The organism is Tepidiforma flava, assembly GCF_027594505.1.
GTDB lineage: Bacteria > Chloroflexota > Dehalococcoidia > Tepidiformales > Tepidiformaceae > Tepidiforma > Tepidiforma flava.
This window is the reverse complement of the sequence record NZ_CP115149.1, coordinates 1176676-1193048: the sequence shown is the minus strand read 5'-3', so window position 1 is coordinate 1193048 and position 16373 is coordinate 1176676. Positions and strand designations below refer to the sequence as shown.

Here is a 16373-nt window from a genome sequence, read left to right as displayed (position 1 = left end):
CCCCGCGGCCCCACGGAGCCCCGCCCCATGACCAGCCTCATCGCCATCGAAGACGCCGGCCACGTCCGTACCATCCGCCTCAACCGCCCGGAGGTGAAGAACGCGCTCAACCAGGAGCTCGCCTGGGGCATCGTCACCGCCATCGAAGACGCCATGAAGGTCGACGACGCGTGGGTCATCTGCCTCACCGGCACCGGCGACGCCTTCTGCTCCGGCCTCGACCTCCGCGGGCCGGGCGACTACAGCCCGAAGAGCCCGCTGACCACCCAGCTCGACGACCTCAGCTGGGTCTCCGAATTCCTCCTCACCCTCCGGCAGAAGTGCGACAAGCCGATCATCGGCGCCATCAACGGCGTGGCGGTGGGCGCCGGCCTCTCCCTCGCGCTGGCCACCGACATCCGGCTGATGAAGCGGAGCGCGCGCATCCTCGCCGGCTACCCCCGCATCGGCGGCTCGCCCGATGGCGGGATGACGTTCACCCTCTCGCAGGCGATCGGCTACGAGCAGACGATGCGCTTCCTCCTCGAAAACAAGACGGTCGACGCCGAGGAAGCGCTCCGCCTCGGCCTCGTCGGCGAAGTGGTGGACGACGACCGCTGGGAGGCGCGCGTGGCCGAGTACTGCCAGGGCCTCTGCGCCACCGTCTCGCCGATTACGATGCGGCTCACGAAGCGGACCGTCGTGAAGGCGACGACGGCGATCGACCTCGAAGCGCAGTGCCGCCTCGAGCTGTCCAGCATCCGGATGGCCTTCGCCAGCGAGGACGGCAAGGAGGCGCGCCGCGCCTTCATGGAGAAACGGCCGCCCGTCTTCCGGGGCCGCTGAGCCGCCGCCGCCCACGGATCAGGACGTTCACCTGCTGTTCGCACGCCGTTGACCTGCCGGGCCCACCATCCCGCGGCAGGTTCCCGGCACCGATCCCCAGGGGCAAACGGAGCGATCGACGCCTGTTGCGGGCCGACCTTCGCGGGCGCAGGCCGGGATGCGCCCGCCCGCTCTCCCTCCTGCCGGCCGGCGGCAGCAGCCGTCCCTCCCGCCGCCCCGCGTCGCTGTCCGCCCGGCTACACTGGTCCGTATGACGGCCATCGTCCGCCCGGCCCAGCCGGCCCCCTTCAAGCTCGTCTCCGATTTCCAGCCCACCGGCGACCAGCCGGAAGCGATCGCGAAGCTCGTCGAAGGGCTCGAGCGGGGCGACCGCTACCAGACGCTGCTCGGCGTCACCGGCTCCGGCAAGACGTTCACCATCGCGAACGTCATCGCCCGCACCGGCCGGCCGACGCTCGTCCTCGCCCACAACAAGACGCTCGCCGCCCAGCTCTGCGCCGAGCTCAAAGAGTTCTTCCCCGAGAACGCCGTCGAGTACTTCGTCAGCTACTACGACTACTACCAGCCCGAGGCCTACATCCCGCGGACCGACACCTACATCGCCAAGGACGCGGACATCAACGACGAGATCGACAAGCTCCGCCACGCGGCCACGCGCGCGCTCTTCAGCCGGCGCGACGTCATCATCGTCGCCAGCGTCAGCTGCATCTACGGCCTCGGCGAACCGGCCCAGTACCAGGAGTTCGTCCTCCATTTCCGCAAGGGCGAGCGGTTCAGCCGGCAGGAGGCGGTCCGCCGGATGGTCTCGATGCAGTACGAGCGGAACGACCAGAACGTCGTCCGCGGCCGCTTCCGCGTGCGCGGCGATTCGCTCACCATCCTCCCCAGCTACGACGAGCTGGCCGTCCGCATCGACTTCTGGGGCGACGAGGTGGAGCGGATCGTCGAGCTGGACCCGCTGACCGGCGAGATCGTGGCCGAGCGCGACGAGGTCGACATCTACCCGGCGAAGCACTTCGTGACGACGGCCGACCGGCTCGAACAGGCGATCGCCGGCATCGAGAAGGAGCTGGAGGAGCAGCTCGCCTGGCTCCGTTCGCAGGGGAAGATCCTGGAGGCGGCCCGCCTGGAGGAGCGCACCCACTACGACATCGAAGCCCTCCGCGAGACCGGCTACTGCCCGGGCATCGAAAACTACTCCCGCCACCTGCAGGCCCGCGAGCCCGGCTCCACGCCCTGGTGCCTCCTCGACTACTTCCCGGACGACTGGCTGCTCGTGGTCGATGAGTCGCACATCACGCTGCCGCAGGTGCAGGGCCAGTACTTCGGCGACCGCGCCCGGAAGGAGACGCTCGTCGAATACGGCTTCCGGCTGCCGAGCGCGCTCGATAACCGGCCGCTCACCTTCGAGGAGTTCGACCGCCACATCAACCAGGCGATCTTCGTCAGCGCAACGCCGGGCGACTACGAGCTGCGCGTCTCCACGCAGGTGGTGGAGCAGGTCATCCGGCCGACCGGCCTGCTCGACCCCGAAATCGTCGTGAAGCCGACGAAGAACCAGGTCGATGACCTGATGGACGAGATCCGCCGCGTGGTCGACAAGGGCCAGCGCGCCCTCGTCACGACGCTGACGAAGAAGATGGCGGAGGACCTCGCCGACTACCTGAAGGAGATGGGCATCAAGACCCACTACCTGCATTCGGAGGTGGAGACGCTCGACCGGGTCGAAATCCTGCGCGACCTGCGGCTCGGGGTGTACGACGTGGTGGTCGGCATCAACCTCCTGCGCGAGGGGCTCGACCTGCCGGAGGTGGCGCTCGTCTGCATCCTCGATGCCGACAAGGAAGGGTACCTGCGCTCGAACCGGTCGCTCATCCAGACCATCGGCCGGGCCGCGCGGCATGTGGAGGGCCGGGTCGTGATGTACGCCGACACCATCACGGGGAGCATGCAGCAGGCGATCGACGAAACGTACCGGCGGCGGCGCATCCAGGAGGCGTACAACCGCGAGCACGGCATCCAGGCGGCGAGCATCCAGAAGGCCGTCCGGGATATCACCGACCACGTGCGGATGCAGGCAGCCGAGGAGAAAGCGGGCTACGATGCGGGCGGCCCGCCGCCGGCCGAGCTGCCGAAGGACGAGCTGCTGCGGATGGTGAAGGAGCTGGAGGCGCAGATGAAGACGGCGGCGAAGAACCTCGAGTTCGAGAAGGCCGCTGCCCTGCGCGACCGGATCGTCGAGCTGCGGCGCGAGCTGGTCGGCACCGATTCGGAGGAGCTGGCGCTGTTCGCGGCCGCGGCCGGGAAGGGCGGCCCGCTCCGCTTCGGCCGGAGCCAGGCCGGCGGCCGCGACCGGAGCCGCCGCTACCGGCGGTAGCCCCCGCTACCACCACCCCTCGCGCGTGTACGCCTCGGCCCAGAGCGCGACGGAGCAGACCACGGCTTTGAACCACGCCTGGTGCATCCGCTCCAGGTGCTCCGCGTCGCGCGCGCCCTTCGCCAGGAACGGCCGCATCGTCACCGTGATCGGCACGATGAGCGCCGCCACGTAACGGAACGGCACCACGGGAGGCGCTCCCTCGACGCCGTCCGTCGCGTTCTTCCCATCCGCGTGGCGGCGGCCGATCTCCCGCTGGTAGGCGAGCCAGGCCGCATCGAACTCCCCGCGCAGCGTGTCGCGGATCCACTGGCCGAAGCGAGCCCGGACGGCGGCGAGATAGCGCTGGCTCGGCCCCTCCGGCGTGCTGAACGCGGCGAGCAGGAAGGGATGCGAACCGACGAAGCCGTACCAGGTGTCCAGGATCTCCTCCACCTGGGGCTCGATGATCGGGGCGGCCTCGCGCAGCGCCGCCAGGTCGTCGTCCGCCAGCAGGCAGGCCGCGCACAGGTCGCGGAAGGCCGCCTCGTCGATGCTGGCCGGCGGCAGCGCCCGGTCGCCGTAGCGGTAGCCGGGGATGGTGGAAGCAGGCATCGGTCCCTCCCTCGTTCTGTAGGATTCCTACCGGCTGCAGAATGTAGGAATCCTACGGTACGCTGTCAACATGGACCGTTCGGCCCGCGCGGCGGGCATCGCAGCGGCGATCCTGCGGCTGGCCCGCGCGGCAGAGGCGGGCGAACGCGCGGCCGTGCAGGCGGCGGGCTTCACGCCGGCGCAGGCGGCGGCGCTCCGGTTCGCTGCGAAGACCCGGCCGGATGTCGCGACGCCCGGCCACCTTGCCCGGGTGCTGGGCGTCCGGCACGCCACGGCCGTCGGCATCGTGAACCCGCTGGTCGACCGCGGGCTCATCGAGCGGCGGCCGCACCCGTTCGACCGCCGGCAGTCGGTGCTGGCGCTCACGCCGGCCGGGCGGGAGGCGTGGGCCCGGCTCGAGCGGTGGAGCTCAGGGCTCGAGGCCGCGCTGGAGACGCTCGGGCCGGGCGAGCTGGACGCCTTCGAAGCAGCCATCGCGAAGGTGGTGGCCGAGCAGGTGCGCGCGGGCCGCCTCGTCGTCAGCGCCCCCTGTGCCGGCTGCGTCCATTTCCGGCCGGGCGCGCACCCGGGGAGCGGCCGCCCCCACGACTGCGCGCTCATCGGCCGCGCCCTCGGCGAGGCGGAGGCCGCCATGGAGTGCCCCGAGCACACCCCGGCCTGAGGCCGGCGCCCTCCCCGCCCCCGCGACGGCGAATCGTTCGCGCTCGGCCGGGCGAGGGTGCACCATGGCGGCGTGCGCATCCTCGGCATCGACCCCGGCCTCAACGTCACCGGCTTCGGCCTCATCGAAATCGCGGGCGACCGCGCCGTGTACGTCCGCCACGGGGTGATTCGCACCCGCCCGGCGGAGGCGCGGGCCGCGCGGCTCCTCGCCCTGCGCGACGGCCTGCTGGCCATCGCCCGGGAGAGCGGCGCGGCCGCCGCGGCCATCGAATCCGGCTTCGTCGGGCAGAACGTGCGCTCGGCGCTGCTCCTCGGCGAAGCGCGGGCCGCGGCCATTCTCGCGCTCGCGGATGCCGGGCTCGAGGTCGCCGAGTATGCGCCGGCGCTCGTGAAGCAGACGGTGGCCGGCTTCGGCCGCGGCGAAAAGGAGCAGGTCGCGCGGATGGTGGCCTTCCAGCTCGGCCTCGCGAAGCCGCCTGCGCCGGCCGACGCGGCCGACGCGCTCGCCGTGGCGATCACCCACTGGGCGCACGGGCGGCTGGCGGGGATGCCGCAGCGCTGAGCGGATGGTTCAGCCGAAGACCCAGTGGAGCGCCAGGCCGAGGCAGAGCAGCAGCCCGAAGCGGAGGTGGAGGAGCGCCGCATCGCGCAGGAGGAAATTCAGGCGGCGCGGGTTCGCCCCCTCGCGCACGGCGCGGAGGGTTCGGGCCATCGGCCGGAGGAACGGCAGCGTCAGGAGCGCCAGCAGCGCCGGCCAGGGCACGAACCCGGCCGCTGCACCGCCGATGAGGGCGAGGTAGGCCGCCGCCAGCAGCACCCAGAACTCCGCCTCCGCCGCGCGCCGGCCGAGGATGACGGCGAGGGTGCGCTTCCCGACCGCCCGGTCATGGTCGAGGTCGCGCAGGTTGTTCGCCTGGAGGATGGCGGCGGCGAGCAAGCCGAGCGGCAGCGACACGGCGAACGCCTCCCGCGTCCACCGCTCAGCCTGGACGAATGCCGCGCCCATGACGACGGCCGGGCCCATGAAGGCGAACACGACCGCTTCGCCGAGCGCGCGGTAGGCGAGGTGGAGCGGCCAGCCGGTGTAGAGGAAGCCGGCGAGGAGGCCCGCGCCGCCGACCCAGAGCAGCTGCCAGCTGACGGCCGCGCAGAGGACGACGCCGATGGCCGCCCCTGCGGCGAAGCAGGCAGCCCCGGCCGCGAGCACCTGGCGCGGGCTGAGGATGCCCTGCTGGATGGCGCCCGGCGGGCCGAGCGCGCCCGGGCCGTCGCTCCCCTTCCGGTGGTCGTAGTAGTCGTTGACGAAGTTCGTGCCGGCGAGGAAGAGGACGGCGCCGAGGATGGCGAGCAGGGCCGTCCACCAGGTGAACGATTCGGGCGCGGCGATGAGCGTGCCGGCGAGTGCGGGCACTGCCGCCGCGGTGAAGGAGACGGGCCGAGCAGCGGCGAACCAGGCGCGGGGCGGCGGCATCGCCGCGGAGCGTACGCGCTCCCGACGGCGGGGGGAAGGCGCAGAACTTGACGCCGTACTGTTGCGGGACCCAGACTTCCGCCCGGTGGGAGGATCAGAAGGGCTTCGAGGGCGCCGCGCTCTCGGCGTGGCGGCCGTCGTTGCGCTTCTCATCCTGGGCGTACCGGGCATCGTTCTCCTCGCAGCCTGGATGTTTGGCGGGCTCGACACGCGCGGCCCTTACGTGGACTGGACGCTCGTGAACGCGCTCGCGTCAGTCGGAGGAGCAGTCGCAACGGCCGTCGCCGCCGGCACCGTGGTTCTCGTGAGCCAGGAGCTTCGGCTTCAGGAAGAAGCGGAGCGCGTGGCAAGGCAGCCGTACCTGAGGGTCGATGTCGACCTCGATGAAGACTGGACCGGGAAGTCGTTCGACCGACCCCGCCCGACACGAACGTTCAATGCGTGGGACTTTGGCCGCGACGACCTCGCGCGGGCTCTGGAGGGCGTCGGGCAAGCGGACGGCCCACGCGGCCTGCTTGTCTTTGTTCGCAACCTTCAGAATGCGGCGGTCGGGATCGCGTATGATGTTACTGTCGACCTCCGTATCGAGTGGGGTGTCGAAGATGCGCCAGGGTCTCCCGGGGTGCGGGAAGAATGCGACGTTTCGCTCTCCTTCGCGTACGTCGCGCCCGGTCAAGTAACAGCGTTCGAAGTCTGCCGGCTGCGACATGAGCTGTCGTGGTTGCGCGTTACGGTCGTTGATGTTCGATATCAGGGTCTTTTCGGCCGCCCCGAGCAGCTGCGGGAGGTGCACGGTGTCCTGGAGATGGTTTGGAGCCCTCAGGAAGTCCGACATGAGCGGCGGTTCCGGCTCAGCAGGTGACGACGCCGGGCGGCGGCCCCCGGTGCGCCCGGTCGTCCGGCAGGGTGGTGGCGTGCGCGTCACCGTCCGCGTGCCCGGCGAGCCCGACCCGAAGAAGGCGCTCGAGAAGATCCGCGGGCTGACCGGCGCCCCCCGCTAGCCCAACCGCACCAGCCCCGCCACCCACTCCACCACGTCGCGCGCGGTGAAGCTGTCGAACCAGCGGCCGACGGTGGCTCGTTGCTGCCTCCAGGGCGGCCGTCGACAATCAGCGACACCCGGTTCGGAGGCACCTCATGGCAGATGGCGTCCCGGAAGTCTTTTCCGATACCTTCGAGTTCACGTTCACGGCCTACGGCCTGGCGATCGCGTTCGGGGCGCGCCCCGTCCGCCAGCCGTTTGATGGGGCAGCCGCCGAACCCGGCGACCGGGCCGTGGTTCGGATGTCGCTCGAGCAGGCGAAAGTCCTCGCCATGCTCCTCCGCCGGGAGTTGAACCGGTACGAAGCGGCGGCTGGCATCGAAATCGCCCTGCCGCCCGAGGTCTACCAGTCGCTGGAGCTCGACCCGCGTGACTGGCCCCTCCCGGCCCGCGGCTGACCTCGAGGAGATCGTCAGCCGGTTCCGGCGGCGCGACTACCGCATCTCGGAGCATGCCCTGGCACGAGCGGCTGACGAAGACCGGCCGAACCACCTGGACGTCGAGTGGGGCGTGACAAAAGACCGCCCCCGCATCATTACCGACGACGGCGGCGTCGCGGACCCGCGCGGTCCCGTCGTCACCATCGAGTGCGAAGCAGAGAATGGCCAAACCCTCTGGGTCCGGGTGAATTACGGCAGGGAACGGCCAATTATCGTCACCCAGTTCTGGAGAACCGCGCGGAGGTAAGATGGGATGATGACACACGAATCCGGCGGGACCCGGCGCCTCGAGACGGTGGATGTGCCCGTCCTCCGGGCGGGCGAACAGGTCTGGACGGTCCGCCTGCAGGGCGAACCGGACCCCGACTACGGACACCTGTTCGCTCCCGAAGAAGCCGACCGGTGGGCAGCCCGGCGGCGCGCGTTGCTGCGGCTTCGGCAGTTCGAGCGCCCGGCCGGGCCGCCGGCGCCGGGAGCGCAGCGGCCAGCCATTGCGACATGGACGGTCGCGACGGCGCGCGGCGCATCGACGTTCGTGACCGTCGAGACCTACCACTCCGGCCCGGTCGGTGGCGGGGCCCCCGCCTCTGCCCAGATGCGGCTCCCGCTCGGCGCCCCCCGCTAGCCCAACCGCACCAGCCCCGCCACCCACTCCACCACGTCGCGCGCGGTGAAGCTGTCGAACCAGCGGCCGACGTGGAGCGCGTATTCGTGGAACAGCTTCGCGGCCGCCGTCCCGGCCAGCGCCAGCGCGGTCGGCCGCCGCTCCCACCGGAACCCCCGCCACCACCGCCGCGTGAACGCCGCGAACAGGAACCAGAATTCGAACACGTTCGGGAACAGCATCAGCACCCACCGCTCGCCCGTCAGCTCGAACAGCGCGAACCCGGCCAGCCGGAAGGCGTACAGCGCGACGGCGATCGCCCGCGCCGGCCCCTCCCACCGCAGCGCCACCACGAGGAAGAGCGCCAGGTACACCTGGTCGCACCACTTGTCGAACGACTGGTAGTTGCGCACCCCGCCGAGGTCCAGGTACGCGCGCAGGAACAGGTCCGAAAGGTCGACGAGGATGGCGAGGATGCCGCCGAAGAGCGCCCAGCGGAGCACCGGCAGCGAGCCGAGCACCCGCACCGCGAGGATGACCCACATCTCCAGCGTCACGGCATGCGATGATACCCGGCATGACGCGTGCGCTGCCGGCCGCGCTGCTGGCCGCTATCCTGGCCTCGGCCTGCGGCGGCGACGGCGCGCCGTCGCCGCCTCCGCCGACAGCCGCGCTGGCCCCCGCCGACCGGGAGGCGAGGTTCCGCGCCGACTTTCCCGACTGGCCGAACACGGACTTCAGCCGCGCCGCCGTCGACCCGCGCGAGGTGGTGCGCGGCTGCCCGGGGCGCGATTGCCTGCCGCCGCTCGATGCCGAGGGCGCGGTGAGCATCCCGGCGCCGCAGGGCGGCCAGGCGCGCTTCGCGCCGGCGGCGTCGCTCGGCTACGCCGACCGCATGCCCGTCGCCGTCGTCACCGTCGACGGCATCGCGAAGGGGTACCCGCTGCATATCCTCACGTGGCACGAAGTGGTGAACGATCGCTTCGGCGACCGGCCCGTGGCGGTGACCTACTGCCCGCTCTGCAACACCGCGCTCGCCTTCGACCGGCGCGCCGGCGGCCGGGTCCTCGATTTCGGTGTCTCCGGCAACCTCCGCCACTCCGACCTCATCCTCTGGGACCGGCAGACGGAGAGCTGGTGGCAGCAGGCGACGGGCGAGGCGATCGCGGGCGAGCTCGCGGGGGCGGTGCTCACGCCGCTGCCGGCCCTCATCGTCTCGTGGGGCGAGTTCCGCCGGGCGCACCCGGGGGCGCCGGCGCTCACCGAAGCGACGGGTTTCGAGCGGGCCTACGGCATCAACCCGTACGAGTTCTACGACGCCCTTGCCCAGCCGTTCCTCTTCCCGGGGACCCCGGACCCGCGGCTCCCGGCGCTGGAGCGGGTGGTCGGCCTCGACCGGGCCGGCGCCGGGCTGGCGGTGCCGTTCTCGGCGCTGAAGCAGGCGAAGGTCGCGAACGTGGAGGCCGGCGGCGCGCCGGCGGCAGTCTTCTGGGCGCCCGGGACCGCCTCCGCGCTCGACCAGCGGGAGATCGCCGCCTCGCGGGATGTTGGAGCGGCGGCCGCCTACGATGCGCGGCTCGACGGCCGCGTCCTGCGGTTCGCGCCCGGGGCGGCCCCGGGGACGTTCGTCGACGACGCGACCGGCTCGACGTGGGACATCTTCGGCCGGGCCGTGGCCGGGCCGCTGGCGGGGCGGCAGCTGCGCCCCGCGCTGCACACGGCGGAGTTCTGGTTCGCGTGGGCCGCCTTTCGCCCCGGGACGGCGATATGGGCGCCCTGAGGCGGGCTGGCCGCCCGGCCGGGAATCGCGCGCACGGGGCTGCGAAACGCCAGCGGCGAAGCTGATCCGCGCCCGCTTCCGCTGGCCGCCCGGCCGGTCCGCGCACCGATCAGCGGACACTTCTGCGCGAGCGCCACTTGCTTGATTTCCTGAGGAGCCACTAGACTCCCGGCCCAAACGGACAGGGGGTGGCGGCTACGGTCAGCGCGAACGGTTCCCAGGCTCTCCTCAGCGTCCGCGACGTGTCCCTCCGGTTCGGCGGGCTCGTGGCGCTCGACGGCGTCTCGTTCGATGTGCCGGCGGGGAAGATCCTCGGCCTCATCGGGCCGAACGGCGCCGGCAAGACGACGATGTTCAACGCCATCACGCGGCTCTACCGGCCGCAGGCGGGCGAAATCTGGTTCGGGCAGACGAACCTCCTCGGGCTCGCCCCGCACGAAATCCCGCGGCTCGGCATCGCCCGCACCTTCCAGAACCTCGCCCTCTTCCCGTCGATGACGGTCCGCGACAACATCCGCGTCGGGCTCCACGCCTCGACGAAAGCGGACGTCTTTTCGCAGGCGCTCCGCCTGCCGTGGGTCGGCCGCGAAGAGCGCCGCGCGGAGCAGGTCGTCGACGAGGCGATCGACTACCTCGGCCTGCGCGCAGTCGAGCGGCACCCGGCGGCCGGGCTTCCCTTCGGCACGCTGAAGCGGATCGAGCTCGCCCGCGCCCTCGTCGCCCGGCCGAAGCTCCTCCTCCTCGATGAGCCGGCCGGCGGCCTCAACCACGAAGAGGTCTCCGCCCTCGGCGCCCTCATCCGCGACATCCGCGAACGGTTCGACGTCACCATCCTGCTCGTGGAGCACCACATGGGCCTCGTCATGAGCATCAGCGACCGCGTCGTCGTGCTCGATTTCGGCAAGAAGATCGCCGAGGGCACGCCCGATGAGGTGCGCCGCAACCCGGAGGTCATCCGCGCCTACCTGGGGGTGGAGGCATGAGCGCCATCCTCGAAGCGGTGAACCTCCGCGCGGCCTACGGCGACCGCCCGGTGCTCTTCGGCATCGACCTCCGCGTCCCCGAGCGCGGCATCGTCGCCCTCCTCGGCGCGAACGGCGCCGGCAAGACCACCACCCTCCGCGCCCTCCTCGCCGAGGTCCGCACCTGGGGCGACGTCCGCTACCAGGGCGAATCGATCGCCGGCAAATCCACGCAGGACCTCGTCCGCATGGGGATGGTGATGGTGCCGGAGGGGCGCGGCACGTTCACGGACTTCACCGTGGAGGAGAACCTCCTCCTCGGCGCCTACTCCCGGCGGGACAAGGACGGCATCCGGCGCGACATCGAGCGGATGTACGGCTACTTCCCCGTGCTCGGCCAGCGGCGCAAGCAGCGCGCCGGCTCGATGTCCGGCGGCGAACAGCAGATGCTCGCCATCGCCCGCGCGCTCATGTCGCGCCCGAAGCTGCTCCTGCTCGATGAGCCGTCGCTCGGGCTGGCGCCGCTCATCGTCCAGGAAATCTTCGGCATCCTCACGACCATCAACCGCGAGGAAGGCGTCAGCATGCTGCTCGTCGAACAGGACGCCGTCCGGGCGCTCAAGGTGGCGACCTACGCCTACCTGCTCGAGACCGGCCGGGTCGCGCTCGAAGGCACCGCCGACCAGCTCGCCGCGAGCGACGACGTGCGGCGCGCCTACCTCGGCTACTGAGGCGAAGGGAGAAGGGAGGGACCGATGACCGAATTCATCCAGCTGGTCCTCGCGGGCACGGCGAACGGCTGCATCTACGGCCTGCTCGCCCTCGCCCTCGTGCTCATCTACCGCTCGACGCACATCATCAACTTCGGCCAGGGCGAGATGGCGATGTTCTCGACCTACATCTGCTGGTCGTTCCTGAACGCCGGGATGGGCTACTGGGTGGCGGTGCCGCTCACGCTCATCCTCGCCTTCGCCGCCGGAATCGCCGTCCAGCGCATCCTCATCCGCCCGGTGCAGAACGCGCCCGAGCTGACGATCGTCATCGTGACGCTCGGCCTCTACCTCTTCTTCAACTCGCTGGCGCTCTGGATCTACTCCGGCGTGCCGAAGCCGTTCCCGCTGCCGACGGGCATCCGGCAGGCCTCCTGGCAGGTGGGCGATATCTTCATCATCCCGTACCACCTGTTCATCTTCGCCGTGCTGATCACGCTGATGGCCGTGCTCTACGTCCTCTTCCAGCGGACGAAGCTGGGGCTCGGGCTGCGGGCGGCGGCGGCGCAGCCGGCCTCCAGCCGCCTCGTCGGCATCAACGTGAACTGGATGCTGGCGCTGGGCTGGGGCATCGCGGCGGCGGCCGGCGCGCTGGCGGGCATCCTCTCCGCCCCGGTCGTCCAGCTCGAGCCGAACTTCATGGCCACCATCCTCATCTTCTCGTTCGCCTCGGCCACGCTGGGCGGGTTCGATTCGCCACCCGGCGCGGTGGTCGGCGGCATCGCCATCGGCAACATCGTGGCTCTCGGCGGCCGCTACATCGAATTCATCGGCACGCAGCTCGATATCGTCCTCGCGCTCGTCGTCATCGTCGCCGTCCTCCTCATCCGCCCGGCGGGCCTCTTCGGGCGGCAGGTCGTGCAGAGGGTGTAGGCCATGGATTTCGTGCGCTCCTTCGACTACCGCCGGAACTGGTTCTTCCCCCTCTTCGTCGTGGCCGGGCTGGTGTGGCTCCTGGCCGAGCCGGCGAAGCTGGACGCCATCCCCGCCGTGGGCGACCTCATCGGGCCGTTCGCCGGGATGGCCGCGCTGCTCAGCATCGTGGCCATCGGCACGGTCATCGTGGCGACGGCCTTGCGGCCGGTGCTCGACCGCGGCCCGCAGGCGGAACGCGCGCTCCGGTGGGTCGGCTACGGGCTCATCATCGCCTTCTTCGCCTTCATGCCGCTCTACGTCGAAGCGATCCCGCACGCCTCGATGCTGAAGATGACGGTCGCCATCCAGTTCATGATGGTGATCGTCGGCATCAACCTGCTGACAGGCTTCGGCGGCCAGATTTCGCTCGGGCAGGGCGCGTTCTTCGCCATCGGCGGCTACACGCTGGCGATCGGCTTCCGCGAATGGGACATGCCGTGGGGCTGGTCGCTCATCATCGCGCCGCTCATCGCCGGGGCGCTCGGCTTCCTCATCGGCATCCCGGCGCTCCGCTTCAAGGGCCCGTACCTCGCGCTCGCCACCCTCTCGCTCGCGGTGACGGTGACGCCGCTGGCGAAGAAGTTCGAGGAGTTCACCGGCGGCGTCCAGGGCGTCGTGATGTTCGGCAAGCTGGGCGTCCCGTTCTGGCAGGACAACCTGGACCGCTTCTTCTACTACACGACGGCGCTGCTCGCCCTGCTGGTCTTCGTGCTGGCGGCGAACCTCCGCCGGGGGCGCTTCGGCCGCGCGCTGATCGCCATCCGCGATAACGAGACGGCGGCCTCGGCGATGGGCGTGAACGTGGCGCTCTACAAGATGACGGCGTTCGGCATCGCGGGCGCCTTCGCCGGGCTCGCCGGCGCGCTCAACGGCGTCGTCATCCAGTTCGTTTCGCCGGACCAGTACTCGCCCCTGCTGTCGATCCGCTTCCTCGTCGGCGCCGTCATCGGCGGCGTCGCGACTATCAACGGCGCCATCATCGGCGGCCTCTTCCAGCAGTTCGTGCCGGATGTCACCGTCTCCATCAACAAGTCCGCGCCGGATGCCATCCAGGCCATCATCCTCATCGTCGTGATGTACACGATGCGGCACGGCGTCGCCGGCTTCCTGCAGGAGACGTGGCGGTACGCGCGCTCCGGCCTCCGGCTGCGGAAGCCGGGCGCGGGCGGGACCGCCATCGTCGAGACGGTCGTGGTCGTCGAGCAGGAGGAGGTCGTCGTCGTCCGGCAGGATGGCGGCGGGTCGGGGTGAATCCGCTGGCCGCCCGGCCAGCGAATGATCGCATGGGGGTTCCCGCGCCGGCCACGGCGCGTGAGCACACACCAACAGGAGGGACAAGGAACCAGATGAGGAAACCGAAACGCTGGACCGCGCTGCTCATGCTGTTTGCCGCGGTCGCCATGGTCCTCGCTGCCGCCTGCGGCGGCGATGACGACGACGACAAGGACAAGACGCCAGCCGCCGGCGGCACGACGCCAGCGGCCCAGACGCCGACCCAGCAGCAGGACGTCAAGAAGTACGACACCGGCGCCTCCGACACCGAAATCAAGATCGGCGGCGTCTACCCGTTCTCCGGCCCGGCTGCTGCCTACGGCACCATCGGCAAGGCCGTCGAAGCCTACTTCAAGATGGTGAACGAGCAGGGCGGCATCAACGGCCGGAAGATCACGTTCATCACCAAGGACGACCAGTACTCGCCGGACAAGACCGTCCAGGCCGTGCGCGAACTCGTCGAGCAGGAGAAGGTCCTCTTCGTCTTCAATACGCTCGGCACGCCGCCCAACACCGCGATCTGGGATTACCTGAACCAGCAGAAGATCCCGCACCTGTTCGTCGCCACCGGCGCCTCGAAGTGGGGCGCGGACCCGAAGAGCCACCCGTGGACCATGGGCTGGCAGCCCGACTACCAGTCCGAATCGGCCATCTACGTCGAGTGGCTCGCCAAGGAGAAGCCGAACGCGAAAGTCGCCATCCTCTACCAGAACGACGACTACGGGAAGGACTACGTCGAAGGCTTCAAGAAGGCGCTCGGCGCGAAGGCCTCCCAGGTCATCGTGAAGGAAGCCACCTACGCCACGACCGACGCCTCGGTCAACGCGCAGGTCGCCCAGCTGAAGGAATCCGGCGCCGACACCTTCTTCCTCGTCGCCACGCCGAAGTTCGCCACCCAGGCGCTCGTCGCCGCGACCCAGATCGGCTGGAAGCCGACGATCCTGCTCAACTCGGTCTCGCAGTCGATCCCGTCCGTCCTCGACCCGGCCGCGCAGCAGGGCGCCGACCTCAGCAACATCATCACCACCTTCTACATCAAGGACCCGGGCGACCCGCAGTGGGCGAACGACCCCGCCATCAAGGCCTACAAGGACTTCATGGCGAAGTACTACCCCTCGGGCAACGTGAACGACGGCTTCAACGTGTACGGCTACGCCGTCGCCCAGACGCTCGTCGAAGTCCTCAAGAACGCCGGCAACAACCTCACCCGGGAGAACATCCTGAAGCAGGCGACGAGCCTGAAGGACCTCCGCATCGACGTCCTCCTGCCGGGCATCCTCATCAACACCTCGCCGGTCGACTCGGCCACGCCGGATTACTACCCGATCCAGGCCGAGCAGCTGGCGAAGTACAACCCCTCCGCCAAGAAGTGGGACCTCTTCGGCGAGGTCATCGACATCAGCAAGAAGAAGTAGGCGGGCGGCCAGCCGCACACTGCTTCGCATGACCGGCGGGCGGGGGACCAGCTCCCCCGCCCGCTTCGTTTCGCCGCCCGGACCGGGTTTTGGGGGCCTGGTGTGACGGCCGGCGCTCGGGGCTGCGGCGCGGGCGGCGCACGCTCGGGGGAAATCCGCCCCAGGAGGTCCCCCCGTGGCTCACCGTCACATCTCCGTCCTCCGCCCTGCCGCCGCCGCCAACGCGCTCGCGGCCGCGCTCATCGCCTCGGCCGCCGGCCCGGCCGCCGCGCTCATCGCCGCGTTCGCCCTCGGCCTGCCGGCCGCCGTCGCGGGCAGCCTCGCGCGGAGGCTGCCGTGAGCGCCGGCGCGCCGGGCGGCGGGAACGGCTACCACGGCCGCGTCCGAACCACGCTCGCTGCCGCCCTCGCGCTCATCAGCGGCGCCGCGCTCGCCTGGCAGGACGTCACCGGCGCCGGCCCGGATGAGCTGACCATCGCAACGGCGGCCATCCTCGTCGTCTCGCTCCAGGCGCTCAGCTTCCCGGTCGATGACCTGCTCCGGCTGCTGGAGCGCTGGCGGCGGAGCGGCTGAGCTCGCGCCACCCCCGAAGCCGCCTCCCGGGATGAGCGAAGGCCCCGGCGGATTCCGCCGGGCCGCGCTGGCGCGGGCCGGGGCCGGCCGCGCCGGCTAGTACGGCTCGATGGGCAGGACGCCCTCGGCCTCGGCGTGCCGCCGCCACGCAATCCGGTAGGGCGGTTCGGCCTTGAAGTGCCGCCGCCAGTAGCTGCGCCGCGTCTTCGCCGCGAACCGGTAGCAGCCCTCGACGGCGCGGCCGGTGCCCTCGCAGTTCAGGCACTCCCCGAGCGGCAGGCGCTGCGCCCGGCCGTACGGGTAGGCGCCCGTGCCGAGGCAGACCGGGCACTCAGCCTGCCGCTCCACCCAGCGGCGGATGCGGGCCGGCTCCCACCCGTGGACCGCCGCCAGGTGGCCGGCGATCTCGACCACCGGCCAGGCCAGCTCCCCCCGGGCGAGCGCGCACCGTTCGACCGGGCAGAAGACGTCCACGTTCGCCACCCGCTTCAGGGCCTCGATGCGGGGGCGGGCGATGAATTCCTCGCGCATGACTTCTTCGAGCACCTCCTTGAAGAGTCTGATCAGGTCGCCGTCCGCGTTGCGTTTCATGCGCTGCACCTCCTCGGCCAAAGATTGCATCCAGTGTTGCACCAGCCCCCGTGGCCGAGAATGGTCCTAGGTGAAGCGG

General features: G+C 70.8%; 21 protein-coding genes. 17 read left to right on the top strand and 4 right to left on the bottom strand.

Annotated features, from left to right (window positions below):
• The first annotated feature begins 27 nt into the window (after nt 1-27).
• Both O0235_RS06955 and uvrB read left to right on the top strand, forming a co-directional pair.
• A complete protein-coding gene (locus O0235_RS06955; protein WP_270057817.1) occupies nt 28-825 on the top strand; it encodes an enoyl-CoA hydratase/isomerase family protein in 798 nt (265 codons plus the stop codon).
• 250 nt (nt 826-1075) lie between these two features.
• Complete coding sequence (uvrB, locus tag O0235_RS06950) at nt 1076-3202, top strand: excinuclease ABC subunit UvrB (protein WP_270057816.1); 2127 nt, start codon at nt 1076-1078, stop codon at nt 3200-3202.
• A gap of 6 nt (nt 3203-3208) precedes the next feature.
• Here the strand turns inward: uvrB and O0235_RS06945 are convergent, their stop codons facing one another.
• On the bottom strand, nt 3209-3796 hold the full coding sequence (locus tag O0235_RS06945; RefSeq protein WP_270057815.1) for a protoglobin domain-containing protein: 588 nt from the start codon (nt 3794-3796) through the stop codon (nt 3209-3211).
• A gap of 70 nt (nt 3797-3866) precedes the next feature.
• Here O0235_RS06945 and O0235_RS06940 point away from each other — a divergent pair, with 70 nt between their 5' ends.
• Together O0235_RS06940 and ruvC are read left to right on the top strand one after the other, a co-directional pair.
• Entirely contained in the window at nt 3867-4457 is a 591-nt protein-coding gene (locus O0235_RS06940) for a MarR family winged helix-turn-helix transcriptional regulator (protein WP_270057814.1), read from the top strand.
• 72 nt (nt 4458-4529) lie between these two features.
• The gene (gene ruvC / locus O0235_RS06935) at nt 4530-5021 is read left to right on the top strand and encodes a crossover junction endodeoxyribonuclease RuvC (protein ID WP_270057813.1); all 492 of its coding nucleotides are present in this window, start codon (nt 4530-4532) and stop codon (nt 5019-5021) included.
• A gap of 9 nt (nt 5022-5030) precedes the next feature.
• Here ruvC and menA read toward each other — a convergent pair whose 3' ends face one another.
• On the bottom strand, nt 5031-5930 hold the full coding sequence (gene menA / locus O0235_RS06930; protein ID WP_270057812.1) for a 1,4-dihydroxy-2-naphthoate octaprenyltransferase: 900 nt from the start codon (nt 5928-5930) through the stop codon (nt 5031-5033).
• A gap of 127 nt (nt 5931-6057) precedes the next feature.
• Here menA and O0235_RS06925 point away from each other — a divergent pair, with 127 nt between their 5' ends.
• The 5 genes from O0235_RS06925 (at nt 6058) to O0235_RS06905 (ending at nt 8037) form a co-directional block, all read left to right on the top strand.
• Nucleotides 6058-6792, top strand: coding sequence for a hypothetical protein (locus O0235_RS06925; protein WP_270057811.1), 735 nt, complete (start codon nt 6058-6060; stop codon nt 6790-6792).
• Nucleotides 6764-6931: a hypothetical protein gene (locus O0235_RS06920; RefSeq protein ID WP_270057810.1), complete on the top strand. Its 168-nt coding sequence runs from the start codon at nt 6764-6766 to the stop codon at nt 6929-6931. The genes O0235_RS06925 and O0235_RS06920 overlap by 29 nt, the downstream gene beginning before the upstream one ends.
• 136 nt (nt 6932-7067) lie before the next feature.
• Nucleotides 7068-7370, top strand: a complete 303-nt coding sequence (locus tag O0235_RS06915) for a hypothetical protein (protein ID WP_270057809.1) — start codon at nt 7068-7070, stop codon at nt 7368-7370.
• On the top strand, nt 7342-7659 hold the full coding sequence (locus tag O0235_RS06910) for a hypothetical protein (protein ID WP_270057808.1): 318 nt from the start codon (nt 7342-7344) through the stop codon (nt 7657-7659). Before O0235_RS06915 ends, O0235_RS06910 begins: the two co-directional genes overlap by 29 nt.
• Before the next feature lie 6 nt (nt 7660-7665).
• Nucleotides 7666-8037: a hypothetical protein gene (locus O0235_RS06905; protein ID WP_270057807.1), complete on the top strand. Its 372-nt coding sequence runs from the start codon at nt 7666-7668 to the stop codon at nt 8035-8037.
• Here the strand turns inward: O0235_RS06905 and O0235_RS06900 are convergent.
• A complete protein-coding gene (locus O0235_RS06900; RefSeq protein WP_270057806.1) occupies nt 8034-8573 on the bottom strand; it encodes a hypothetical protein in 540 nt (179 codons plus the stop codon). The two genes, O0235_RS06905 and O0235_RS06900, sit on opposite strands and share 4 nt — an antisense overlap.
• 20 nt (nt 8574-8593) lie before the next feature.
• Here O0235_RS06900 and O0235_RS06895 point away from each other — a divergent pair, with 20 nt between their 5' ends.
• The 8 genes from O0235_RS06895 to O0235_RS06860 all read left to right on the top strand — a co-directional run bounded on the left by O0235_RS06895 (nt 8594) and on the right by O0235_RS06860 (nt 15703).
• Entirely contained in the window at nt 8594-9796 is a 1203-nt protein-coding gene (locus tag O0235_RS06895; RefSeq protein ID WP_270057805.1) for a DUF3179 domain-containing protein, read from the top strand.
• Between the two features lie 188 nt (nt 9797-9984).
• Nucleotides 9985-10779, top strand: a complete 795-nt coding sequence (locus O0235_RS06890) for an ABC transporter ATP-binding protein (protein ID WP_373324388.1) — start codon at nt 9985-9987, stop codon at nt 10777-10779.
• Complete coding sequence (locus tag O0235_RS06885; RefSeq protein ID WP_270057803.1) at nt 10776-11489, top strand: ABC transporter ATP-binding protein; 714 nt, start codon at nt 10776-10778, stop codon at nt 11487-11489. The genes O0235_RS06890 and O0235_RS06885 overlap by 4 nt, the downstream gene beginning before the upstream one ends.
• 24 nt (nt 11490-11513) lie before the next feature.
• Nucleotides 11514-12401 (top strand): branched-chain amino acid ABC transporter permease, encoded by an 888-nt coding sequence (locus tag O0235_RS06880; RefSeq protein ID WP_270057802.1) that lies wholly within the window; start codon nt 11514-11516, stop codon nt 12399-12401.
• 3 nt (nt 12402-12404) lie between these two features.
• Nucleotides 12405-13694, top strand: a complete 1290-nt coding sequence (locus O0235_RS06875) for a branched-chain amino acid ABC transporter permease (protein WP_270057801.1) — start codon at nt 12405-12407, stop codon at nt 13692-13694.
• Nucleotides 13695-13843: 149 nt separating this feature from the next.
• Nucleotides 13844-15130 carry an ABC transporter substrate-binding protein gene (locus O0235_RS06870; RefSeq protein ID WP_373324428.1) on the top strand — a complete coding sequence of 429 codons (1287 nt, stop codon included), beginning with the start codon at nt 13844-13846 and terminating at the stop codon, nt 15128-15130.
• Between the two features lie 175 nt (nt 15131-15305).
• A complete protein-coding gene (locus tag O0235_RS06865) occupies nt 15306-15470 on the top strand; it encodes a hypothetical protein (RefSeq protein WP_270057799.1) in 165 nt (54 codons plus the stop codon).
• Nucleotides 15467-15703, top strand: a complete 237-nt coding sequence (locus tag O0235_RS06860; RefSeq protein ID WP_270057798.1) for a hypothetical protein — start codon at nt 15467-15469, stop codon at nt 15701-15703. Before O0235_RS06865 ends, O0235_RS06860 begins: the two co-directional genes overlap by 4 nt.
• 96 nt (nt 15704-15799) lie before the next feature.
• On the opposite strand, the gene O0235_RS06855 is transcribed toward O0235_RS06860, so the two are convergent.
• Nucleotides 15800-16294, bottom strand: coding sequence for a hypothetical protein (locus O0235_RS06855; RefSeq protein WP_270057797.1), 495 nt, complete (start codon nt 16292-16294; stop codon nt 15800-15802).
• Nucleotides 16295-16373 lie beyond the last annotated feature (79 nt).